We start from the raw sequence: 21,879 nt of genomic DNA, 5'->3' as shown, positions 1-21,879 counted from the left end.
CATGGCGGTCTCTCAACCCCTACCCAGCGCCCCCTGCGGCGCGGAATATCTGCGAGCGGTACTGCGCTCGCCGGTTTACGAGGTGGCGCAAGTCACCCCGTTGCAGGCCATGAGCAAAATCTCTTCGCGCCTCGGCAACACCATTTTGGTGAAGCGCGAAGATCGCCAGCCGGTGCACAGCTTCAAGCTGCGCGGGGCCTATGCGATGATCGCCGGGCTGGACGAAGAGCAGAAGGCGCGCGGCGTCGTGACGGCTTCGGCCGGCAACCACGCGCAGGGCGTCGCCTTCTCCGGTAAACGGCTGGGCATCAAAACGCTGATCGTGATGCCGGTGTCCACCGCGGACATCAAGGTGGATGCGGTGCGCGGCTTCGGCGGTGAAGTGCTGCTGCACGGCGCCAATTTCGACGAGGCAAAAGCGAAGGCGATCGAGCTTTCCCAACAGCAGGGCATGACCTTTGTGCCGCCGTTCGATCACCCGACGGTGATCGCCGGGCAGGGCACGCTGGCGATGGAGCTGCTGCAGCAAGACGCGCATCTGGATCGGGTTTTCGTGCCGGTCGGCGGCGGCGGCCTGGCCGCCGGGGTGGCGGTGCTGATCAAACAGCTGATGCCGCAGATCAAAGTGATCGGCGTCGAAGCGGAAGACTCCGCCTGCCTGCGCGCGGCGCTGGATGCCGGCCATCCGGTGGATCTGGCGCGCGTCGGGCTGTTCGCCGAAGGCGTGGCGGTGAAGCGCATCGGCGACGAAACCTTCCGCCTGTGCCGTGAGTATCTGGACGACGTGATCACCGTGGACAGCGACGCCATCTGCGCGGCGGTCAAAGATCTGTTCGAGGACGTGCGCGCCATTGCCGAGCCTTCCGGCGCGCTGGCTTTGGCGGGGCTGAAAAAGTACGTCCAGCAGCACAACATTCAGGGCGAGCGTCTCGCGCACGTGCTGTCCGGCGCCAATCTCAACTTCCACGGGCTGCGCTATGTTTCCGAGCGTTGCGAATTGGGCGAACAGCGCGAAGCGCTACTGGCGGTGACCATTCCGGAACAGCAGGGCAGCTTCCTCAAGTTCTGCCAACTGCTGGGCGGGCGCTCGGTGACCGAATTCAACTACCGCTACGCCGATGCCGACAACGCCTGCATTTTCGTCGGCGTGCGGCTGACGCGCGGCCACGCCGAACGGCGGGAGATCATCGACGAACTCAACGCCGACGGTTATCAGGTGGTGGATCTGTCGGACGACGAGATGGCTAAACTGCACGTGCGCTACATGGTGGGCGGGCGTCCGTCGAAGCCGCTGCGCGAACGGCTGTACAGCTTTGAGTTTCCGGAGTCGCCGGGCGCGCTGCTGAAGTTCCTGCAGACGCTGGGCACGCACTGGAACATCTCGCTGTTCCACTATCGCAGCCACGGCACCGACTTCGGCCGGGTGCTGGCGGCCTTCGAACTGGCGCAAAGCGAGCCGGAATTCGAGCGGCACCTGCAGGCGCTGGGCTACGATTGCCACGACGAAACCGACAACCCGGCGTTCCGCTTCTTTTTGCAGGGGTGAGTCCGGTGGGTTTATCCGACCGGTTGTCCCGTTTAGCGGCAGAAGGCCGGGAGATGGAAAGCCAAATTGCGGCGCGCGATCGTGCGCTTTTCGCCGGCGTGGATGCGCAGCTCGAGCAGCATTTCATGACGCCGGGCCAGCGGCTGTCACCGCCGGGCGTCGGCAACGTCATGCTGCTGATGGTGTGCCTGATGCTGGGCCTGGCGGGCGTGATGGGTCTGGTCACGGATGTGGCGGCCGCCTGGAGCGGCAAGACCTCCGCCGCCGTGTTGATGGGCAGCGGCGCGATCGTGGCGGTGTGGATGACGCTGATCCTGTTCCAACTGGTGCAGGGTAAAAACAGCGGGGTGGTATTGCTGCAATATTACCTTGGCATGCTCGGTCTGTGTTGCCTCGGCGGCGCGGCGGCGTGGGCGGCGGGCATGACCGGCATCGCCACCGGCGCCCTGCTGCTGGGGGGCGCGGTTGGCGGGGCGCTGTTCAGCAACCGGGCGGCGTTCTACCTGTATGTCGCCTATTTCCGCACGCGTCGGCGCGTGTTTATCAAACGCCGTTGGCAGAGGGAAGATCTGCGCAATACCCGATAAACCGTCAGAACGGAAAAACTTATGACGCAACCTTTCTCCGGCTTTAGCCAGCAGGGCCTGAATTTCCTGCAGCAGGTGCGGATCGAGAACGATAAGGCGTGGTTCGACGGCAACCGCGACATCTACGATCGCGAGCTGCTGGCGCCGTTTCGCGCGCTGGTGGAGCAGCTTGCTCCCGGCATGCTGGCGATCGATCCGCAGTTCGAGACCCGCCCGGCGATCGGCAAAACGCTGTCGCGCATTCATCGCGATACGCGGTTTTCTCACGACAAGTCGCGCTACCGCAGCCGCATGTGGCTCACGTTCAAGCGCCCGAGCAAAGACTGGAAAGATGCGCCGGTCTACTTTTTCGAACTGGGGCCGGACATGCTGCGCTATGGGCTCGGTTACTACAGCGCCAACAAGCCGACCATGGATCTGTTCCGCCATACGCTGAAACAGCGGCCGCAGCTTTTCCTGGAGGTGGCCGCCTGTTGCCGGCCGCCGTTCGAGCTGGTGGGCGAGAGCTACAAGCGTCCGCTGGTCAAGGAGCAGGCGGCGGAGATCGCCACCTGGTACAACCGCAAATCGTTCGCGGTGATGGTGACGGACAGCGAAGTGGAAAAGCTGTTCAACGCCGATCTGGCGCCGCTGCTGGCCGGGGCATTTTTGCAGCTTGAGCCGCTCTATCACTGGCTGATGCAGGTGGAGGCGATGAAGCAGGTCGATCCGGCCGACCTGTAAAAACCCCGCGTCAGCGGGGATGCAGCAATCGCCAAAAGGCGTCGATCAGCGGATCGCTGAGGCGTTTTTTCTGGACGCAGACCCCCAACTCGAACGGTTCGACCATCGAGATGTTATCCAGCTGCGAGATGCGGTTGCGCACCGGTTCCGGGCTGTTGTCCACCACTACGCTCGGGATCAGCGCGATGCCGCAGCCCAAGGCCACCATCGACACGATGGCTTCGTGGCCGCCGACGGTGGCGTAAATCAGCGGATTGCTGATGCGGTGACGGCGGAACCACAGTTCGATGCGTTTTCGCGAAGGGCCGTGCTCCGGCAAGATGAAGGGGATCTCGGCCCAGTCGGGCTTGTCGGCGAACGCCTGGCTGCGCACCGCGCAGGGCAGCGCCGGCGCGATCAGCACCAGCGGAATTTCGCCGATTTTGGTGAACGCCACGCTGGCGGGCAGCGTTTCCGGCCGGCCGGCGATGCCGAGATCGGCCTCGTTGGACTGCACCTTGTCGACCGCGTCGGCGGCGTCGCCGGTGGTCAGCTTGATCTCTACCAGCGGGTGCTGTGCGCGGAAGCGATCGAGGATCGGCGGCAGGTGGCTGTACGCGGCAGTCACCGAGCAGAACAGCCGCAGTTCGCCGCTCAGCGAAGGGCCGTGCTGGCCGAGCGAGTGCTTGAGCTGCTGATATTGCAGCAGCGTTTGCTGGGCGAATTCTTTCAGCTGTTCGCCGGCGTCGGTGAGCTGCACGGTGCGGTTATCGCGCAGGAACAGCGGCTGCCCGAGGATCTCTTCCAGCCGCTGGATCTGGCGGGAGAGCGTCGACGGGCTGACGTGCATCGCCTTGGCGGTGCGCCCGAAGTGATGGCTTTCGGCCAGATGCAGGAACAGCTTTAAATCACGTAAATCCATATCGATACGCTCGCAGTGAGAGTGTTGCAAAAATTGCAATATCACGTTCTCAATATATCAATTTAAGCAACGCATTTCCTGTTATACATTGAGTTTAACGAATCTCCGCACAGACAGGGCGGGGAATGAAAATAACAATGCAAGACAACATCAAACCGGAGTACCACCATGGCTAACTATTTCAACACATTGAACCTGCGTCAGCAGTTGGCGCAATTGGGTAAATGCCGCTTTATGGCGCGCGACGAATTTGCTGACGAAGCCGGCTACCTGAAAGGTAAAAAAGTGGTGATTGTCGGCTGTGGCGCCCAGGGGCTGAACCAGGGTCTGAACATGCGCGATTCCGGTCTGGATGTCGCCTATGCCCTGCGCAAAGAAGCGATCGACGAGAAGCGCGCTTCCTGGCGCAAGGCGACCGAAAATGGCTTCAAGGTCGGCACCTACGAAGACCTGATCCCGCAGGCGGATCTGGTGGTCAACCTGACGCCGGACAAGCAGCACTCTTCCGTAGTGCGCGCGGTGCAGCCGCTGATGAAAGACGGCGCGGCGCTGGGTTACTCCCACGGCTTCAACATCGTTGAAGTGGGTGAGCAGGTGCGTAAAGACATCACCGTGGTGATGGTCGCGCCGAAATGCCCGGGCACCGAAGTGCGTGAAGAGTACAAGCGCGGCTTCGGCGTGCCGACCCTGATTGCGGTTCACCCGGAAAACGATCCGAAAGGCGAAGGCATGGCGATCGCCAAGGCCTGGGCGGCGGCGACCGGCGGCCACCGCGCCGGCGTGCTGGAGTCTTCCTTCGTTGCCGAAGTGAAATCCGATTTGATGGGCGAGCAGACCATTCTGTGCGGCATGCTGCAGGCGGGTTCGCTGCTGTGCTTCGACAAGCTGGTTGCTGAGGGCACCGATCCGGCTTACGCCGAGAAACTGATTCAGTTCGGCTGGGAAACCATCACCGAAGCGCTGAAGCAGGGCGGCATCACCCTGATGATGGATCGCCTGTCCAACCCGGCCAAGCTGCGTGCCTATGCGCTGTCCGAACAGCTGAAAACCATCATGGCGCCGCTGTTCCAGAAGCACATGGACGACATCATTTCCGGCGCGTTCTCCAGCGGCATGATGGCCGACTGGGCGGAAGACGACGTGAAACTGCTGACCTGGCGCGAAGAGACCGGCAAAACCGCATTCGAGAATGCGCCGCAGTTTGAAGGCAAGATCAGCGAGCAAGAGTACTTCGATCACGGCGTGCTGATGGTGGCGATGGTGAAAGCGGGCGTTGAGCTGGCGTTCGAAACCATGGTCGATGCCGGCATCATCGAAGAGTCGGCTTACTACGAGTCGCTGCACGAGCTGCCGCTGATCGCCAACACCATTGCGCGTAAGCGTCTGTATGAAATGAACGTGGTTATCTCCGATACCGCAGAGTACGGCAACTACCTGTTCGCCAACGCGGCGGTGCCGCTGCTGAAGGACTTCATGACCACCCTGCAGGCGGGCGATTTGGGCAAAGCTGTGACGGGTACGGCGGTGGACAATGCGCAGCTGCGCGACGTGAACGAAGCGGTGCGCAGCCACCCTATCGAAACCGTCGGCCGTAAACTGCGCGGCTACATGACCGATATGAAACGCATCGCCGTCGCGGGCTGATTTTCCGCAAGGCAAAGCACAAAGAGAAAGAGCCGGCAGCGATGCCGGCTTTTTTTATGCCTCCGGCATCATTGCGGCGGGAATGATGGCGCCGCGATGCTGGATCACCGTAGCGGCCAGCAGATGGCCGCGCTGCGCCGCCCGTTGGGCGCTGCCGCCGTTCAGGCGGGCCGCCAGGTAACCGGCGCTGAAAGAATCGCCCGCTGCGGTGGTGTCGACGACACGCTCTGGCGGCAGCGCGATCGCCGGCACCTCAAGTTTCTCCCCTGCCATACTGAACACCAGGCAGGCGTGCGCGCCGCGTTTGATGACGATCTCGCCGACGCCGAGCGCCTGCGTGCGAGCTACCGCCTGTTCGATAGGCTGCGCTCCCCACAGCAACTCTTCGTCATCCAGCGTCAGAAAAGCGATGTCGGTACAGGCCAGCACCTCGCGGTAGGCCTGCTGCGTTTCCTCACGGCTTTGCCACAGGCGCGGACGGTAATTGTTGTCGAAGATCACCTTGCCGCCGTTGGCGCGACAGCGGCGCAGCAGCGCCAGCAGTTTCATGCGATCGGCAGGCGCGAGGATCGCCAGGCTAATGCCGCTGAGGTACAAGTAATCGAACTGCGCCAGCCGTTCGCACAGTGCGTCGGCCTGCGGTCCCGCAAGCCAATACCGGGCGGCGGCGTCATTGCGCCAGTAGTAGAAAGTACGTTCGCCGGCGGCGTCGGTTTCGATGAGGTACAGGCCCGGCAGCTTGTTGTCGAATTGCTGAATCAACCCGGTCTCGATCTTCTCCTGCCGCCAGGCCTGCAGCATGTCGCCGCTGAAACTGTCGGTGCCGAGTGCGGTGACATAATGCACCCGTAGCGTCTGTTCCGGCATTTGGCGGGCGAGGTAGACGGCGGTGTTGAGGGTATCGCCGCCAAAGCCGCGCGTCAGCTGTGCGCCCTGCTGCGACAGCTCGATCATGCATTCGCCGATCACGGCGAGATTTCGGATAGTCATCGTCAATAAGCCCTGGCTAAAGAAGAAGCAATAGCTGTCAGTCTCCACGCAAGGCGGTCAGGGAGTCAATAAATTAAAACGGCGTTTTAATTTTTTATGATCGCGATCGGCGAACGCGGGCAGGACGGAGGCGAAACGGGCGGCAATTCGGCTTAAAGTTTTACGCTGCGTTGCCGATAAGCTGGGTAAAGAAACAGCGGCAGCGCTCTCATTTCCCCGCCACGGCGATAGTACCGATGATAACCAATCTGATCTCTGGTCTGCTGGCGCCTTGTTTTGCCCTCTATGCCTGCGCCAAATCGCGGCGCTACTGGCGGCAATGCCGGCGCTTGTATACCTTCCAGCCGATTTATCGCACCAGCGGCGCGCTGCTGGCGGTGGAACTGCTGACGGCGGTGTATCACCCGAATGAGCCGGACAAGCGGCAATCTCCGGAGCATTATTTTTCCTCGCTCGGCGTCGCCCAGCGTTTGCAGGTGATCCAGGAACAGCTGGCGCTGTTGCAGCGCTGGCAGGCATTGTTCATTCGTCACGCGGTGATGGTGTCGGTCAATATCGACGGCATCGCGCTGCAAGCGTTGCAGCGCCATAGCGCGTTGCAACGGCAGATCGCCGAGATGCCCTATCTGCGCTTCGAGCTGGTGGAGCACGCCGAAACGGCGTCAAACCGCCCGCTGCAGCAGATCGTCGGCGGCGAGCGGCTGTGGCTGGACGATTTCGGCAGCGGGCTGGCCAACTTCTCCGCCGTCGGCGCCTGGCGTTATCAGTACATCAAGGTGGCGCGCGAATTGTTTACCTTGCTCAAACAGTCGGAAGAGGGCGTCCAGCTGCTCGGCACCCTGATCAAGATGATGAACCAGCACAGCGACGGGGTGATCGTCGAGGGCGTGGAAACCGAACAAGAGTGGCGGCTGGTGCAGCGTTCCGGCGCGTTGGCCGCTCAGGGCTACTACCTTTCCCGCCCGGCGTGCTTTGAAACTCTGCACAGCGTGCCGACGCTGTTCGCCGCGCCCGGCACGCCGGCGTGAACTCCGGCCTATCCTCAGCTAGGCTTAAACGGGGCTGCTAACTCCTTTTCCTTTCATTCGGCAGCCCGATTTATGCGCTGAGGGAGCCGCTATGACAAGAACAGGAAAGGTTTTCAGCTGGCTGGGCGGCATTGTGCTGCTACTGATCGTCGCGCTGGCGATCTTCATTGCTACCTTCGACTGGAATCGACTCAAGCCTACCATCAACGACAAAGTGTCGGCCGAACTGCGGCGACCGTTCGCCATTCGCGGCGATCTGGGCGTCGACTGGTCGCGCAATCCGGATGAGGGCGGCTGGCGCGCCTGGGTGCCCTGGCCGCATATTCACGCCGAAGACGTGTGGCTGGGTAACCCGAAAAACATGCCCGGCGACAGCATGGTGACGCTGCAGCGCGTCGACGCCAGCATTGCGCCGCTGGCGCTGCTGGGTAAAGAGCTGCTGATCCCGCGCATCTGGCTGAAGCAGCCGAATGCTTCGTTGCAACGTCTGGCCAACGGCGACAACAACTGGACGTTTGACCTGGCTGCCGGCCAGGATCCCAAGCAGCCGCCTTCCGACTGGTCGTTCACCGTTCACGACATCGTATTCGACAAGGGGCAGATCGCCTTTAAAGACGCCACGCTGAAGGCGGATTTCCGCGCCGTCATCGATCCGCTCGGCAAGCCGTTGCCGTTCAGTGAAGTGACCGGCAAACAGGGCGGCGACAAGACCGCGACCCCCGATTACGTTTTCGGCTGGCAGGTGAAGGGCAAATATAACGGCGAACCGTTGAGCGGCAGCGGCAAGATTGGCGGCATGCTGTCGCTGCAGAGCGCCGATTTGCCGTTCCCGCTGCAGGCCGATGTGCGCTCCGGCAGCACCCGGGTGGTGGTCGCGGGCACCTTGTCCGATCCGCTGAACCTCGGCGGCCTGGATGTACAGCTGAAATTTTCCGGTGAAAGCCTGAGCAACCTCTATGGCCTGACCGGCGTGTTGTTGCCGAATACCCCGCCGTATGCGACCGATGGTCATCTGACCGCCCGTCTGCATCAGCCGGGCGGCGCGGTGTTTGAGTACCAGAAATTCGACGGAAAAATCGGCGACAGCGACATTCACGGCAGCTTGAAGTACGTTGCCGGTAAACCGCGGCCCACGCTGAGCGGTGCGGTGAACTCCCGGCAGCTGAGGTTGGCGGATCTGGCGCCGCTGATCGGCGCCGACTCCAACGCCGCCAAAGCCGGGCGCGGCGAGAAAAGCCGTCAGCCGGCGGATAAGGTGCTGCCGGTCGAACAGTTCGATACGCAAAGCTGGAGCAAGATGGATGCGGACGTGAAGTTTGCCGCCGCGCGCATTGAACGCGGCAGCGATTTGCCGCTGAGCGATCTGGCCACGCACCTGAAGCTGAACAATGGCGAACTGCGCCTGGATCCGCTGCGCTTCGGCATGGCGGGCGGCAGCCTGAACGCTGTCGTGCGCCTCGACGGCGGCAAAAAGCCGATGCGCGGGCAGGTGGATATGCATGCACGCAAACTTCAGCTTAAACAGCTGTTGCCGAACGTGGAGGCGATGAAGCGCAGCCTCGGGCAGATGAACGGCGACGCCAGGCTGACGGGCAGCGGCAATTCGGTGGCCGAGCTGCTGGCGACCAGCAACGGCGATCTGCGCCTGCTGATCAATAACGGGGTGATCAGCCGTAGCCTGATGGAGATCCTCGGTCTGAACGTCGGTAACTATCTGGTGGCGCAGCTGTTCGGTGACGACGTGGTGGGCATCAACTGCGCGGCGGCGGACGTCGGCATCCGCAGCGGCGTCGCCGCGCCGCGACTGTTCGTGTTCGACACCGAAAACGCGGTGATCAACATCACCGGCAACACCAACCTCGCCACCGAACGGCTGGATTTGTCCATCGATCCGGAAAGCAAGGGGATGCGCGTGCTGACCCTGCGATCGCCGCTGTACGTGAAAGGCACCTTCAAGCATCCAGACGCCGGGGTCAAAGCCGGGCCGCTGATCGCGCGCGGCGCGGCGGCGGTGGCGTTGGGGGCGGTGCTGACGCCGGCGGCGGCGCTGCTGGCGCTGGTCTCGCCCAGTGAAGGCGGCGAGGAGAACCAGTGCGGGCAGATCCTGCGGGAGATGAAAGGCAAAAAATAGTCAGGCGCGCGGCGGCGGCGTGAGCAGCCGGCAGTCGTGATCCTGGATCTCTTCCGCCGAGGCCAGGGTGAACGGCAGCAGGCTGCGCTCGGTTGCCAGCAGCAGGAAATCCCCGTCCGGCAGCGCGGTCATCGCCAGGCCGAAGCTGCCCATGCGCCCGTCGGCGCGCGGCGGGCCGGAGGCCAGCAGGCGGAAGGCGCCCTGTTGTTCCAGTTCGGCGGGGGTCACCCGCCGCCCCAGATAGTCATGCCCCAACAGGCCGCCGGGCAGCGGTTGCCATTGCTCGATGAAATGGGGGCCGATCTGCGCCAGCCGCTGTTTTACCGCCGGCAGCAGGCAGGAGATATGAATGTGCAGCTGGTTTTGCGTGCGGCCATATTCCGAATTGATCGCCAGTGAAATATCGCCGTCGTCGATCGGTTTGCCATAGCGTTCCGCCATCACGTGGCGCGCGCGCCAGGCCTGGGCGAAGAAATTCGGCGTGGCGGCGTCCAGCACCGCCGGGCTTTCGATACCGGTGATTTTGGCACTGGGCATCAGCAGGTATTGCAGCGGCCCGTTGCGATCTTTAAACACCACGAAACCGGCCTGCACATCCACCTGCGCGCAGGGCGCCGGGTTGTCATGCGCCTGCTGATTGGGCAGACATTGCTGGCTGACGATGCGCCACAGCGCATCGGGATGGTCGGGTTTCAACCCGTAATAGAGCGCGATGGCGAGAGCCGCCAGCAGCACCACGCAGACAAATACCCCACGACGCAGAGACATCGGCCGATCCTGTTACCGAGAGAAACGTCCAGCATAGCCCGGTTTTATGACAGGAAACGAACAACGCGTGCGGCCCCCCGCAGTGAGGGGGCCACAGAGGATCACAGCGACTGGTGGCGGGTTTCTTTCATCAGCAGGAGGGCCAGCAGCGTCAGCCCGGCCATCGCCGCCAGGTACATGCCGACGTAAAACAGCCCGTAGTGGGCCGCCAGCCAGGTGGCGATGTAAGGCGCCACGGACGCGCCGAGAATCGACGCGACGTTGTAGGAGAACGATGCGCCGGTATAGCGCACTTCGGTGGGGAACAGCTCCGGCAGCAGCGCGCCCATCGGGCCAAAGGTCAGCCCCATGATGCTCAGGCCGCACAGCAGGAAGCCCATCACCAGCGCCTGGTTGCCGGAACCCAGCAGGGTCGGGAACAGGAACGCGAAGCCGATCATCAGCAGGGTAATGGCGATCATGGTCTTGCGACGGCCGAACGCGTCCGCCAGCAGGCCGGCGATGGGCACCATCACGCCGAAACCGATCACCGCCACCATCAGCATCCACAGGAAGCTGTTGCGGGAGTAACCGAGCCCCAGCGGCTGCGGCGCAGTGCCGTAGGTCATCGAATAGACCGTCATCAGATAAAACAGCGTGTAGGTCGCCAGCATGATGAAGGTGCCGAGGATGGTGGCTTTCAGATGCTTGCTCAGCAGCGTGCCGAGCGGCACTTTCACCTGTTTGCCGGCCTTGGCCGCTTTGGCGAACACCGGCGTTTCATGCAATGACACCCGGACGTACAGGCCAATCAGCACCAATGCGGCGGAGAGGATGAACGGCACGCGCCAGCCCCATTCCATAAATTGCTGGTCGCTCAGCAGCCACGAGAGCAGCAGGAAGGTGCCGTTGGCGAAGAAGAAGCCGATCGGGGCGCCCAACTGGGGGAAGGAGCCGTACAGCGCACGTTTCTTGGCCGGCGCGTTCTCCGTCGCCAGCAAGGCGGCGCCGCCCCATTCGCCACCCAGCCCCAGCCCCTGGCCAAAGCGCGCCAGCGCCAGCAGGATAGGGGCGAAGATGCCGATGGTTTCATAGCTCGGCAGCAGGCCGATCAGCACGGTGGAAATCCCCATGGTCAGCAGCGAGGCGACCAGCGTCACCTTGCGCCCCACGCGATCGCCGAAGTGGCCGAACAGCGCAGAGCCGATAGGGCGCGCGACAAAGGCGACGGCGAAGGTGGCCAGCGACTGCAGCGTCGCGGTGGTCGGGTCGCCCTGCGGGAAGAAGATGTGCGGGAACACGATCACCGCGGCGGTGGCGTAGATGTAAAAGTCGAAGAACTCGATGGCGGTGCCGACCAGCGAGGCGACGATGACTTTCCCGCGGGAATTCACCGGTGTAGACGCGTCGTCGGCGTCGAGTGGGGGTGCGATGGTGGCTTGCATATCTATTTCTTATTGTTGGAGGGGGTAAAAATCCATCTTAGTGACAGCATTCCGCCTTTTCAACGCTGGAACTCTGGGCAGCGCCGCCGCTAACCGGTTAAAAAGACTAATGTTTTACCTGGCTTCTTTTCTGTAGCGTTAAACGTTGAGAAATGGGGTTCATACAGTGTGAATGGCTGTAAAAACGGGAAAGAAAAGTGACTGGGTAGTTTGTTATGCTGGTTTTTCGAATGCCATGCCGCATGATTTAGAGAGATTGACTGGTTTTTTGCTTTTTAACCAGAGGAAAGTGCCGGCGCGTGCGATAACACCGGCACGATTGCATGGCTTCAGCGTGCCGGCGGCTCGCGTTCCGGCAAGGCTTTGTCGCCTTTGTAGTCGGCCGTTGCGATCCAGGCGGCGCAAAACAGCGTCAGGCGGGCGAAGAAGTAGAAGAACGCCATCAGCCCGATCACCGAGCCGAAGGCCGCGCCGGAAGGCGATTTCGCCACCTGCGGCAGCGTCATCGTCATCACGAACTTGATCACCTCAAAGCCGATAGCCGCAAGCAAGGTGCCGCGCAGCAGCGCTTTTTTCTTCGGTTTGTGGCGCGGCAGCATCCAGAAAATCCACAGGAACAGCAGATAGTTGGCGAAAATCGAGATCGACAGCGCGATCGTCGTCAGCGCCGGCCGCAGCCATTCGATGCCGTCCAGCCCCAGTGCGTTGACGATCGCCGCCTGCGCCGAGCCGGCGACCGAGGTCAGCGACAGCGTGATAATCAGTGCGACCACCAGGCCGGTCAGCGAGATGAAGTCGCGGGTGTACTTGAAATAGATTTTCTCCTGATCCTGCGGATTGCGCTCCCAGACGTCACGCGATTGCGCGCGGATCGCTTCGCGCAGGTTGCCCATCCAACTGATGCCGGAATAGAGCGCCAGCGCCAGGCCGGTCAATCCCACGGTGGTGCGCTGCTGAATGGCGGTGTTGACGGTGTTCTTCAGCGTGCTGGCCAGCGTCGGATCGCTGATGCTGCCGACGATCCGGTTGATCAAACGGGCCAGCAGATCCGGATTGGAAGCCAGCACGAAACCGGCGGCGGCGAACGACACCATCAGGATCGGGATCAGCGAGAGGAATGAAAAATAGGTGATGGCGGCGCCGAACTGGCTGCCCAGCCGATCGTTAAAGCGTTCGGCGGCGCGCAGCAGGTGCGCAACGCTCGGCCAGGCTTTGATGCGTTCAATCAGACGTGAAAAACCGCTGATGCGGCGGTCGAGCGTTTCATGGCCGGTCTTGATGGCGATAAGCGGCTTCGGCGGCGTGTCTTGTGCGGGCTGGCGGCGTTCCTGGTCTGGTCCTGTAGGCATTACTTCACGATTTCCTTAACGTTAAACGGCATGTATCCGCGTTGATTATAGCCAAAGCCCCGCGGCGTTTTGAGCGCCGGGGCGGCAAACGGTCATTTTCCGAGCTTAACGCGTTAGCGCCCGGCATGAAATGCCAGGAGGCGGTTGATAGGTAAAATTCCTATGAAAACCCCGCCGCGCCTCGGTTTTTTTCACTTCCCTACCTTCAATTTTTATCTGTTTCGTCGGCGAGAAAGCGTTTACTCATGATGTGGCGCCACGCGTTGCCGAGCGCCGCTCCGCTGCAGCCGTAGGGGCTGGAACGGTCTCACCCGTCATCAACAGAAAAACTGGAAGGTCTTATGAAATTGCTTAATCACCCCACCTGCCGTCCGTTTACCGAAGCGGGCAATCTGTCGCAGCTTTCCGCCTACTATGAAGAGGAGAGGCATATCATGTGGATGCTGCTGCGCGCTGCGCCGCGTCCTTGCTTTAATCAGGCGCTGATTGAAGACATCATGACGCTGGCGCAGGCGGCGAAAGAGTCTTCGCTGCGGTTCGATTTCTGGGTCACCGGCTCGCTGGTGCCGAACATGTTTAACGTCGGCGGCGATCTGCAGTTCTTCGCCGAAGCCATCAAGAACCGCAAACGCGAGGCGATGATGGCCTACGCGCGTGCCTGCATCGACTGCGTGCATGCGGCGGCGCGCGGTTTCGATACCGGCGCGGTAAGCATTGCGATGATCGAAGGCAGCGCGCTGGGCGGCGGCTTTGAAGCGGCGCTGGCGCACCATTTCGTGTTGGCGCAGAACAATGCGCGCATGGGGTTCCCGGAGATTGCGTTCAACCTGTTTCCCGGCATGGGCGGTTACTCGCTGGTGGCGCGCAAGGCGGGCATGCGCTTGGCCGAAGAACTGATTTGGGGCGGCGAGTCGCACACCGCAGAGTGGTTCGAGAGCCGTGGGCTGGTGGATCAGCTGTTCCAGCCCGGCGACGCCTACATGGCGACGCGCACTTTCATCGATACCATCCGGCCGAAGCTCAACGGCATGCGCGCCATGTTGCGGGCGCGTCAGCGCGTGCTGCAGCTGACGCGTTCCGAGCTGATGGACATTACCGAGGATTGGGTGCACTCGGCCTTCACCATTGAGGAAAAAGATCGCGCCTACATCGAGCGGCTGGTGATGTTGCAGGATCGCCACACCCTGAACCTGCGTCGTGCCGGCTAACGTTAACGCGCCCGCCTCACGCGGAAGGTGAGCGCGGGCGATAGGACTGCAGCCAATGCTCCAGCTGTTCCGGGAGCATTGGCCGCGCAAACAGAAAGCCCTGCTTTTCGTCCACGCCGACCTCGTCGAGGAACTGATTTTCGCTCTCGGTCTCCACCCCTTCGGCGATCACGCGGAAGGCCAGCGCCTCCGCCGCCGCGACGATCGCGCGCACCAGCGATTGCGAAACCGGGTTGAAATTCACCCCGCGCACGAAGCTTTTATCCAGCTTGATGGCGTCCAGCGGAATACGCGCCAGCTGCGCCAGCGACGAATAGCCGGTGCCGAAGTCGTCGAGATGCACCTGCGCGCCCAGCTCGCGCAGCCGGGTGATCAGCACGCGCGCGCGGTTTTCGTCTTCAATCAGGCTGCTTTCAGTCAACTCGAAGTCCAGCAGACAAGGGGCCATGCGGTGACGGCGCAGCACCCCGAGCAGATCGTTGACGATGCCGTCGTCGGCCAGCTGCCGGGCGGAGAGGTTGACCGCCACCCGCAGATTCAATCCCCGCTCTCGCCACTGCGCCGCCTGGCAGGCGGCGGTCTGCAATACCCATTGGCCCAGCGGGCCGATCAGGCCGGACTCCTCGGCGTAGGAGATGAACTGCAGCGGCGGGATCAGGCCGCGCTCCGGCGAATCCCAGCGCACCAGCGCTTCCACGCTGTGCACTTCACCGCTGCGCGCGTCGATTTTAGGCTGGTAATACAATACCAGCTGATTTTGCTCCAGCCCTTTACGCAGGTTGGTGTCCAGCCACATGTATTCGGCGACGCGCTTGTTCATCTCCGGCGAGAAGACGGTATAGGTGCGTTTGCCGTGCTCCTTGGCGACGTACATGGCGGTATCGGCGCTGCGGATCAGGCTGTCGAGATCGTTGCCGTGCTCCGGGCACAGCGCGATGCCGATCGAACAGCCGGTATACACTTCGATCAGGCCGATGCGGAAAGGGGTCTTCAGCCGATCGATGATGCGCTGCGCCAGCGTTTGCAAACGTTCGCGATCGGTCTGAGGCGCCAGTACCAAAAATTCGTCGCCGCCGAGGCGGGCGAGCACCTGATCCGGGCTCAGGCAGCCGAGGATCGCCAGTGAGACCTCAACCAGCAGCCGATCGCCGAACATATGGCCGTAGGCGTCGTTGACCTTTTTGAAGTTGTCGAGATCGAGGTACACCAGGCCGAAACTCTCTTCGCCGCGCGTGGCGATGGCGTGGTTAATCTTGTCCTGGATGGCGTTACGGTTCGGCAGGCCGGTGATAATATCGGTGTTGGCCAGCACCCGCAGCCGTTCCTGCGCGCGACGCTCTTCGGTGATGTCGGTTCCTGAGCAGATCAGAAACACCTCGTTCTTGCCGCTGCCGCTGTGCACGAACTTATTGCGAAACAGGAACAGCCGCTCGCCCTTGACCGTCTTTACCCAGCGTTCCACCTCATACGAAGAGCCGTTGCGGAAGAAGCCGGCGATGTTGCGCCGCGAGGCGGCGGCTTCTTCCGGGCTCATAAACAGCTGGAAAACGTTCTTGCCGATCACCTCGTGTTCGTGCAGCCCGGTGTACTCCTCGCTCAGCCGATTGAAGCGCTGGATGCGGCCGTGCTGGTCGACGATCACGATCACCGAGTTGGCTTCGGACACCACCTGCTCGGCGAAGGAGAGCCCATGCACCAGATCGCGCGCCACGGATTGGGTATCGCTGAACGCGGACGCGGTGCCCGCCCATTCGAGGTTATTGACGCGGCGCCCGACCAGATGCAGATGCAGCGGTTCGCCGGCCAGCGTGATGGTGAGTTCAAGGCTGGCGGTCACGCCGGTCAAACGGCGAATTTTCGCCGCGTCCATGGCGCTCAGCGCCACCGCGACGTGGGCTTTGCCCTTAACGGCGGACAGCTCCAGGGCATTGCTGTCAAACGCCAGCCGCCAGTGGGGGCTCTGGGTGCCGAAGTGGGCGTTAAGAAGCTCAGGGCCTTGGTCTGCGGACATGATGATTCCTCAAAAGAGCACGGGCGGCCGGTCAGCACGAAGAACCGCTGGCGGCCTGTGGGCCCGAAAGTGGTCGCCGTGCGCGTCTGTGCATCATATAACAGGTTTTCACAGGCGGGGCGGGTAATGGAAACTATTCTATAAGCAATGATTAGTTTTGCGGTGTACGCGCCACCCGGCGACCGGTTGCCTTAAAGTGTAGGAGGAGAACATCGGGTCGTGCGAAGTTTGTACCGGCTTCCCCGCTAACGAAAAACGGTTGATACAAGGTTGCCTTGTGGGCGAGTAAATTATAGCGGTGAGAGGGCGGCTGAAAAATAACCCTGTCGGGGAGATTTTTGCCGGGAAATTAAAATTTCCATCAAATAAACGCCTTCTTCATAGTTTTCTCATAATTGGTGAATAAACCCGTGACGGGTTTTAAAAAGTTTACACACCCTCGCATTACTTGAATTTTATCAGCCTATTATTATCTTCGACGAACGAATGAGCCTGTTAACGTACAGCGCTCCTGATGAAGAAAAATTTTTAAGGAAATGATTATGCGTAAATTGACGGCTTTATTTATTGCTTCCACGCTGGCTCTGGGTTCTGCTTCTGCGGCGTTCGCCGCTGATACGACGGCGGCCCCGGCTGCGGATGCCGCGCCGATGAAAATGATGCATCACAAGGGTGAAGGTAAAGGCGGCCCGTTCGCCGGGCTGAACCTGACCGAGCAGCAGCGCCAGCAAATGCGCGATATCATGAAAGAGTCGCACTCGAAACGCGGTCCGGGCATGAAAGAGGAACGCCAGGCGCTGCATAATCTGGTGGCTTCCGACAGCTTCGATGAAGCGAAGGCGAAGGCGCAAATTGACGCGATCGGCAAAGCGCAATCCGAACGCATGCTGGAACGCGCCAAGGCGGAAAATAAAATGTATAACCTGCTGACCCCTGAGCAGAAAAAACAATACAATGAGAATTATCAGAAACGTGAGCAAAAGATGATGGACCATATGAATAAAATGAAGGAGCAGATGTCCTCCGGTCAGTAATATACGCTCGCGGTAAATAAAAAAGGGCCAGACTATTTGTCTGGCCTTTTTTTTCGGCGTTATCTCCGGCAGACCCGGCAGCGAGTGATTATCATTCCCCACCGGCAATATGTCGGAACTGTTCGGCAACGGCCTGCGCAAAGCGCGGATCGTTAATATGGTAAGGCGTTTTTATTAACCGGCGCTTATGGGTGGCGTGCACCGTCTCCTCCAGCGTTTGCGTAAAGGCGGCCAGCGCTGCGGGATCCCAGAACGGTTGCCCAGGGGCATCCAGCGCCGACACGCCGCCCGCCGGGATCACGAAGCGCACTTCGCCCGCGCAGGCGTTGATTTTCTCGCCAATCCAATGTCCGATTAGCGCATTTTCCCGCGGGCTGGTGCGCACCAGCGTCACTTGCGGATTGTGATGATGGCGCAGGCGGTTCGCGTAGCGAGCCGGCACCGTATTCAGCGCGCCGAAGTTGATCATGTCGATCGCGCCGCAGGAGAGTACGCACGGGATGCCGGTACGCGCGATAGCACCGAAACGATCTGCATTGCAGGGCAGCACACCGCCAAACAGGTAATCGGTCACTTCGGTGGTGGTCAAATCGATGGCGCCGTGCAGTTGCCGGCTATCGATCAGTTTTTCCAGCGCTCTGCCACCGCTGCCGGTCGCGTGAAACGTCAGGCAGTCCCATTGCGGCTCAAGATCGGCAACCAGCGCCTGAATGCAGGGGGTGGTGACGCCAAACATCGTCAGGCCGATTGCGGGCTTGTCGTCGTGATGATCGACAGCGGCGAAGCGGACTGCGCCGGCTATCTGGCGCGCCGCATTGCCCAGCACCCGGCGCGAGATACGGTTCAGGCCGGCGAGATCGGTGACCGAATACAACATGCTGATATCACTGGCGCCGACATAGGCGGAAACGTCTCCCGCCGCCATGCTCGAGACCATCAATTTCGGCAGGCCAATCGGCAACTGCTGCATTGCCGGCGTGATGATGGCGGTGCCGCCGGAGCCGCCCAGGCCAAGCAGGCCGGCGATATCGCGGCGCGTCAGGATAAAACGTTCGAAAGCGGTCGCCATGGCGGCGATTGCCTGGCCGCGGCTGGCTAGAAAGACCGCGCCTGCGCCCGCCGGATGGTGGCGAGCGACCTCTTCTGGGCCGATATCGGCCGGGGAGTCAAACGGCAAGCTTCGGGTGGAGAGATCGACGGTTCGCGTGGGTAAATTCAGGCTGGCAATCAGCCGCCGCACATACTCCAACTCTTGTCCTTTCGTATCTGCTGTGGTAGCAATATAGACAAAATTTGAAGTATCTTTCATGGATTTTTCCGGGGTGTTTCTAATTTTTATTTAAAAATTAATGTATTATATTTTTTTAGGTGCCCTGGTGTTGGCATTTAAATTAAATTGATTAATGTATTTATATAATGAGACGGCAGTATCATTTTTGCAAGGGCAGCTCAGTGCAAAATGGGACTCCTGTCTCATTTTTGAGCTTTTTGCGCGGCCAACCCTTTGTCGTCAACCTGTCGGCAGTGGCGTCTCGCCTGTCGCGCAAGCGTGTACAGATGTATGAGGTTTAAGTGCCGATAAATGCTTTTCCCACCCCGTCCGACCTTTCTCTGACCTCCGCCCGGGCGAAAACACATCGTTTGTTGCTGGCCAGCGCAATGACGCTGTATGGCGAGGGCGCGTTTCCATCGATCACCGATCTGGCGGCGCATGCGCAGGTATCGCGCGCGACCGCCTACCGCTATTTCCCGACCCAAAGCGCATTAATTACTGCGGTGGTGGCGGAAAGTCTGGGGCCTATTCTGGCGTGGCGCCCGCAGGACGACGATGCCCTGAAGCGCATCCAGCAGTTGCTGACGTTGGCCTATCCTCAGATGGAGCGACACGAAGGGGCGCTGCGCGCCGCATTGCAGCTCTCTTTGCAGCAGTGGGCGCACGCCACGCCGGGCGAAAAGTTCGTGCGCGGCAACCGCAAGCGGCTGCTGGCGCTGGCGGTAGAGCCGTTGCAGGGTAAACTGCCGCCAGATTCTTTACAGAGAGTGATTCATGCTTTCTCGCTGATTTACGGTTCTGAGGTGTTCCTGGTGCTGAAAGATATCTGGGGGCTGGAGCTTGAGGGTATCCAGGATGTCACGCAATGGATGGCCAAAGCCATCCTGCGTCAGGCGGAAGAGGATGCGATGAACAGCAAAAAAACATCAGCAGGATAATCCAATTTTTGCCGCTGCCTGAGTGAAAAATCAGCATAATTCACTGAGTAAATATTGGCAAAAGTTATAATTAAAAGTGATAAAAAGCGCCTGTTAAGCACTTTTCATGCGACGCTTTCTTTGGTTGTCTTTTAATTAAATATCATTATTTATCATTGTATTAATTTAATTATCCCCCGCGAATAAATGCCGCCTCAGCGCTGAGCGAGATCATTCTCTTTCCTTATCGTCCCCCGTCTGATTCATCCCTGAAACGTTCTCTCCGCCCACCGAACTGCCGAGTGACACATTAAGCGCACTTGAGATTGTTGTGCTTTATTTATTTGGTGTTACCAAACTGTTACACAAAAAATCTTATAAAACATTTGCAAACAACAACGGACGGTATCTGGGATGGAGAAGAAACTTAGAGGAGTCAAATCCGCTCGGGCGGCCTTCGGCTGGCCTGAAATCGGAGTTCATCGCGCACAATGGAGCGCGATGCTGATCTGCCTGACGGCGATCGGCGGCGCGCAGGCCTCCAGCTATATAGAGAACGGCAAAGCGGGCGATCCGGCCAGCTGGCGCAGCAGTGAGTTCAACGCGGAATGGGGGCTGGGGGCGATCCACGCCGACCAGGCCTACGCCGCCGGTTATACCGGAAAAGGCATCAAACTTGGCATTTTCGATCAGCCGGTCTACGCCAAGCACCCGGAGTTTGCCGGTGAGAATAAGGTGATCAATCTGGTTACCGAAGGCATCCGCGAATACACCGATCCCTATATTCCGGTGAAAAAAGGCGACACTTTCCGCTATGACGGTACGCCGAGCGTGGACTCCGATGGCACGCTCGGTTCGCACGGTACCCACGTGGGCGGCATCGCCGCCGGCAGCCGCGACGGCGGCGCCATGCACGGCGTGGCGTTCAATGCGCAGATCATCAGTGCCGAAAACGGCGATCCCGGCCCGGAGGACGGCATCATCCTCGGCAACGACGGCGCGGTGTACCAGGCCGGTTGGGATGCGCTGGTGGCCAGCGGCGCGCGCATCATCAACAACAGCTGGGGCATCGGCATTACCGAAAAGTTTGATGAGGGGGGTTATGACCCGGCTTATCCGCATTTCACAGTAAACGATGCGCAAAAGCAGTTCGATCAGATCAAACAGATCCTTGGCACCAAGCCCGGCGGCGCCTATCAGGGCGCGATCGACGCGGCGCGCAGCGGCGTGGTCACCATCTTCGCCGCCGGTAACGACGGCAATCTGAATAACCCCGATGCCATGGCCGGTCTGGCCTATTTCGTGCCGGAGATTGCACCGAACTGGCTGTCGGTCGCCAGCTTGCAGGATCCCACCAATACCGGCGATTACAGCATCAGCACCTTCTCTTCTCGCTGCGGTTATACCGCCAGCTTCTGCGTCTCGGCACCGGGAACCCGGGTATATAGCTCGGTGATTGAAGGCACCAGCGTGGAGAATCTGACGACCGGTTACGCCAAATACAGCGGCACCTCGATGGCGGCGCCGCACGTGGCCGGCAGCGTTGCGGTGCTGATGGAGCGTTTCCCGTATCTGAGCGGCGCACAGGTGGCGGAAGTGCTGAAAACCACCGCCACCGACATGGGCGCGCCGGGCATCGACGCGCTCTACGGCTGGGGGATGATCAACCTGGGCAAGGCTATCAACGGGCCAGGCATGTTGGTGACCGCCGAGGATATTCCGGCGGAGTTCCGTATTCCGGATCCGACGGGCGTGGCTTACGGCCCGACCCAATTCGTGGTGGATCTGCCGGGCGTCGGCGCGGTGCTGGACAAGGGCAAACCGACCGAGCGCGTCTGCAGCGATGTGCTGTGCGGGCTGGACGTCTGGAGCAACGATATCTCCGGCCACGGCGGCCTGACCAAGCAGGGTATCGGCACCCTGGTGCTGACCGGTAACAACACTTATTCCGGCCCGACGCTGGTCAATCAGGGGCGGCTGGCGATCAACGGCTCGGTCACCTCGGACGTCAGCGTGCAGAGCGGCGGCATCGTCGGCGGCAGCGGCACGGTCGGTTCGCTGACCGCCCGCCGCGGCGGCACCGTGGCGCCGGGCAACTCGATCGGCACCTTGAACGTGGCGGGCAACGTCAGCTTCGAGCCGGGTTCGCGCTACGCGGTGGAAGTGGGGCCGAACGGCCAGAGCGATCGGATCCAGAGCAGCGGATCGGCGACGATCGGCGGCGGCGAGGTGGCGGTGACGCTGGAGAACAGCGCCAACCTGCTGACGCAAAGCGAGGTGCGCAGCCTGCTGGGCCAGCAGTACACCATCCTGAGCGCGCAGCAGGGGGTGAGCGGGCAGTTTGA

At 60.9% G+C, this 21,879-nt stretch carries 17 protein-coding genes; 10 read left to right on the top strand and 7 right to left on the bottom strand.

The window, feature by feature from the left end:
- Position 1 precedes the first annotated feature (1 nt).
- Genes ilvA through ACJ8J1_RS24330 form a run of 3 tightly spaced genes read left to right on the top strand, consistent with a single transcriptional unit; the run spans position 2 to position 2,856 of the window.
- Positions 2-1,546, top strand: coding sequence for a threonine ammonia-lyase, biosynthetic (gene ilvA / locus ACJ8J1_RS24340; protein WP_015379394.1), 1,545 nt, complete (start codon positions 2-4; stop codon positions 1,544-1,546).
- A gap of 53 nt (positions 1,547-1,599) precedes the next feature.
- Positions 1,600-2,133, top strand: a complete 534-nt coding sequence (locus tag ACJ8J1_RS24335; protein WP_050594465.1) for a hypothetical protein — start codon at positions 1,600-1,602, stop codon at positions 2,131-2,133.
- 21 nt (positions 2,134-2,154) lie between these two features.
- Positions 2,155-2,856 (top strand): DUF2461 domain-containing protein, encoded by a 702-nt coding sequence (locus ACJ8J1_RS24330; protein WP_033645375.1) that lies wholly within the window; start codon positions 2,155-2,157, stop codon positions 2,854-2,856.
- Positions 2,857-2,866: 10 nt separating this feature from the next.
- Here the strand turns inward: ACJ8J1_RS24330 and ilvY are convergent, their stop codons facing one another.
- Positions 2,867-3,757 carry an HTH-type transcriptional activator IlvY gene (gene ilvY, locus ACJ8J1_RS24325; RefSeq protein WP_004929971.1) on the bottom strand — a complete coding sequence of 297 codons (891 nt, stop codon included), beginning with the start codon at positions 3,755-3,757 and terminating at the stop codon, positions 2,867-2,869.
- A gap of 168 nt (positions 3,758-3,925) precedes the next feature.
- Here ilvY and ilvC point away from each other — a divergent pair, with 168 nt between their 5' ends.
- Positions 3,926-5,401, top strand: a complete 1,476-nt coding sequence (gene ilvC, locus ACJ8J1_RS24320; protein ID WP_033645374.1) for a ketol-acid reductoisomerase — start codon at positions 3,926-3,928, stop codon at positions 5,399-5,401.
- A gap of 54 nt (positions 5,402-5,455) precedes the next feature.
- Here ilvC and ACJ8J1_RS24315 read toward each other — a convergent pair whose 3' ends face one another.
- Positions 5,456-6,391 carry a sugar kinase gene (locus tag ACJ8J1_RS24315; RefSeq protein ID WP_033645373.1) on the bottom strand — a complete coding sequence of 312 codons (936 nt, stop codon included), beginning with the start codon at positions 6,389-6,391 and terminating at the stop codon, positions 5,456-5,458.
- Between the two features lie 236 nt (positions 6,392-6,627).
- Here ACJ8J1_RS24315 and pdeH point away from each other — a divergent pair, with 236 nt between their 5' ends.
- Together pdeH and ACJ8J1_RS24305 are read left to right on the top strand one after the other, a co-directional pair.
- Positions 6,628-7,419, top strand: a complete 792-nt coding sequence (gene pdeH, locus ACJ8J1_RS24310; RefSeq protein ID WP_033645372.1) for a cyclic-guanylate-specific phosphodiesterase — start codon at positions 6,628-6,630, stop codon at positions 7,417-7,419.
- 91 nt (positions 7,420-7,510) lie between these two features.
- Complete coding sequence (locus ACJ8J1_RS24305) at positions 7,511-9,550, top strand: AsmA family protein (protein WP_033645371.1); 2,040 nt, start codon at positions 7,511-7,513, stop codon at positions 9,548-9,550.
- Here ACJ8J1_RS24305 and ACJ8J1_RS24300 read toward each other — a convergent pair whose 3' ends face one another.
- The 3 genes from ACJ8J1_RS24300 to yhjD form a co-directional block, all read right to left on the bottom strand.
- Positions 9,551-10,318 carry a CDP-diacylglycerol diphosphatase gene (locus tag ACJ8J1_RS24300; RefSeq protein ID WP_033645370.1) on the bottom strand — a complete coding sequence of 256 codons (768 nt, stop codon included), beginning with the start codon at positions 10,316-10,318 and terminating at the stop codon, positions 9,551-9,553.
- 101 nt (positions 10,319-10,419) lie between these two features.
- Positions 10,420-11,742, bottom strand: coding sequence for an MFS transporter (locus tag ACJ8J1_RS24295; RefSeq protein ID WP_016930463.1), 1,323 nt, complete (start codon positions 11,740-11,742; stop codon positions 10,420-10,422).
- 329 nt (positions 11,743-12,071) lie between these two features.
- Positions 12,072-13,091 (bottom strand): inner membrane protein YhjD, encoded by a 1,020-nt coding sequence (gene yhjD, locus ACJ8J1_RS24290; RefSeq protein WP_021505224.1) that lies wholly within the window; start codon positions 13,089-13,091, stop codon positions 12,072-12,074.
- A 341-nt stretch (positions 13,092-13,432) separates the two neighbouring features.
- On the opposite strand from yhjD, the gene ACJ8J1_RS24285 reads away from it, so the two are divergent.
- On the top strand, positions 13,433-14,299 hold the full coding sequence (locus ACJ8J1_RS24285; protein WP_033645369.1) for a crotonase/enoyl-CoA hydratase family protein: 867 nt from the start codon (positions 13,433-13,435) through the stop codon (positions 14,297-14,299).
- Between the two features lie 16 nt (positions 14,300-14,315).
- On the opposite strand, the gene pdeR is transcribed toward ACJ8J1_RS24285, so the two are convergent.
- Complete coding sequence (pdeR, locus tag ACJ8J1_RS24280) at positions 14,316-16,310, bottom strand: cyclic di-GMP phosphodiesterase (protein ID WP_033645368.1); 1,995 nt, start codon at positions 16,308-16,310, stop codon at positions 14,316-14,318.
- A 542-nt stretch (positions 16,311-16,852) separates the two neighbouring features.
- Between pdeR and spy the strand changes: the two genes are divergently transcribed.
- On the top strand, positions 16,853-17,344 hold the full coding sequence (gene spy, locus ACJ8J1_RS24275) for an ATP-independent periplasmic protein-refolding chaperone Spy (RefSeq protein ID WP_033645367.1): 492 nt from the start codon (positions 16,853-16,855) through the stop codon (positions 17,342-17,344).
- 91 nt (positions 17,345-17,435) lie between these two features.
- Here the strand turns inward: spy and ACJ8J1_RS24270 are convergent, their stop codons facing one another.
- On the bottom strand, positions 17,436-18,653 hold the full coding sequence (locus ACJ8J1_RS24270) for a Tm-1-like ATP-binding domain-containing protein (protein ID WP_033645366.1): 1,218 nt from the start codon (positions 18,651-18,653) through the stop codon (positions 17,436-17,438).
- A gap of 263 nt (positions 18,654-18,916) precedes the next feature.
- Here ACJ8J1_RS24270 and ACJ8J1_RS24265 point away from each other — a divergent pair, with 263 nt between their 5' ends.
- Together ACJ8J1_RS24265 and ACJ8J1_RS24260 are read left to right on the top strand one after the other, a co-directional pair.
- The gene (locus ACJ8J1_RS24265; protein ID WP_033645365.1) at positions 18,917-19,555 is read left to right on the top strand and encodes a TetR/AcrR family transcriptional regulator; all 639 of its coding nucleotides are present in this window, start codon (positions 18,917-18,919) and stop codon (positions 19,553-19,555) included.
- A gap of 480 nt (positions 19,556-20,035) precedes the next feature.
- Positions 20,036-21,879 (top strand): S8 family serine peptidase (locus tag ACJ8J1_RS24260; RefSeq protein ID WP_442520434.1); only part of this gene is annotated, 1,844 nt, incomplete at its 3' end.

The organism is Serratia sp. CY37869, assembly GCF_052168895.1.
GTDB lineage: Bacteria > Pseudomonadota > Gammaproteobacteria > Enterobacterales > Enterobacteriaceae > Serratia > Serratia ureilytica.
This window is presented reverse-complemented; position numbering and strand designations above follow the sequence as displayed.

Bases quoted from the DNA above. Each gene is read 5' to 3' on its own strand.
- ACJ8J1_RS24330 (WP_033645375.1), top strand. From the start codon at position 2,155: ATGACGCAACCTTTCTCCGGCTTTAGCCAGCAGGGCCTGAATTTCCTG.
- ilvY (WP_004929971.1), bottom strand. From the start codon at position 3,757: ATGGATTTACGTGATTTAAAGCTGTTCCTGCATCTGGCCGAAAGCCAT.
- ACJ8J1_RS24300 (WP_033645370.1), bottom strand. From the start codon at position 10,318: ATGTCTCTGCGTCGTGGGGTATTTGTCTGCGTGGTGCTGCTGGCGGCT.
- spy (WP_033645367.1), top strand. From the start codon at position 16,853: ATGCGTAAATTGACGGCTTTATTTATTGCTTCCACGCTGGCTCTGGGT.
- ACJ8J1_RS24295 (WP_016930463.1), bottom strand. From the start codon at position 11,742: ATGCAAGCCACCATCGCACCCCCACTCGACGCCGACGACGCGTCTACA.
- ACJ8J1_RS24305 (WP_033645371.1), top strand. From the start codon at position 7,511: ATGACAAGAACAGGAAAGGTTTTCAGCTGGCTGGGCGGCATTGTGCTG.
- ilvC (WP_033645374.1), top strand. From the start codon at position 3,926: ATGGCTAACTATTTCAACACATTGAACCTGCGTCAGCAGTTGGCGCAA.
- pdeH (WP_033645372.1), top strand. From the start codon at position 6,628: ATGATAACCAATCTGATCTCTGGTCTGCTGGCGCCTTGTTTTGCCCTC.
- ACJ8J1_RS24315 (WP_033645373.1), bottom strand. From the start codon at position 6,391: ATGACTATCCGAAATCTCGCCGTGATCGGCGAATGCATGATCGAGCTG.
- ilvA (WP_015379394.1), top strand. From the start codon at position 2: ATGGCGGTCTCTCAACCCCTACCCAGCGCCCCCTGCGGCGCGGAATAT.
- pdeR (WP_033645368.1), bottom strand. From the start codon at position 16,310: ATGTCCGCAGACCAAGGCCCTGAGCTTCTTAACGCCCACTTCGGCACC.
- ACJ8J1_RS24285 (WP_033645369.1), top strand. From the start codon at position 13,433: ATGAAATTGCTTAATCACCCCACCTGCCGTCCGTTTACCGAAGCGGGC.
- yhjD (WP_021505224.1), bottom strand. From the start codon at position 13,091: ATGCCTACAGGACCAGACCAGGAACGCCGCCAGCCCGCACAAGACACG.
- ACJ8J1_RS24335 (WP_050594465.1), top strand. From the start codon at position 1,600: ATGGAAAGCCAAATTGCGGCGCGCGATCGTGCGCTTTTCGCCGGCGTG.
- ACJ8J1_RS24270 (WP_033645366.1), bottom strand. From the start codon at position 18,653: ATGAAAGATACTTCAAATTTTGTCTATATTGCTACCACAGCAGATACG.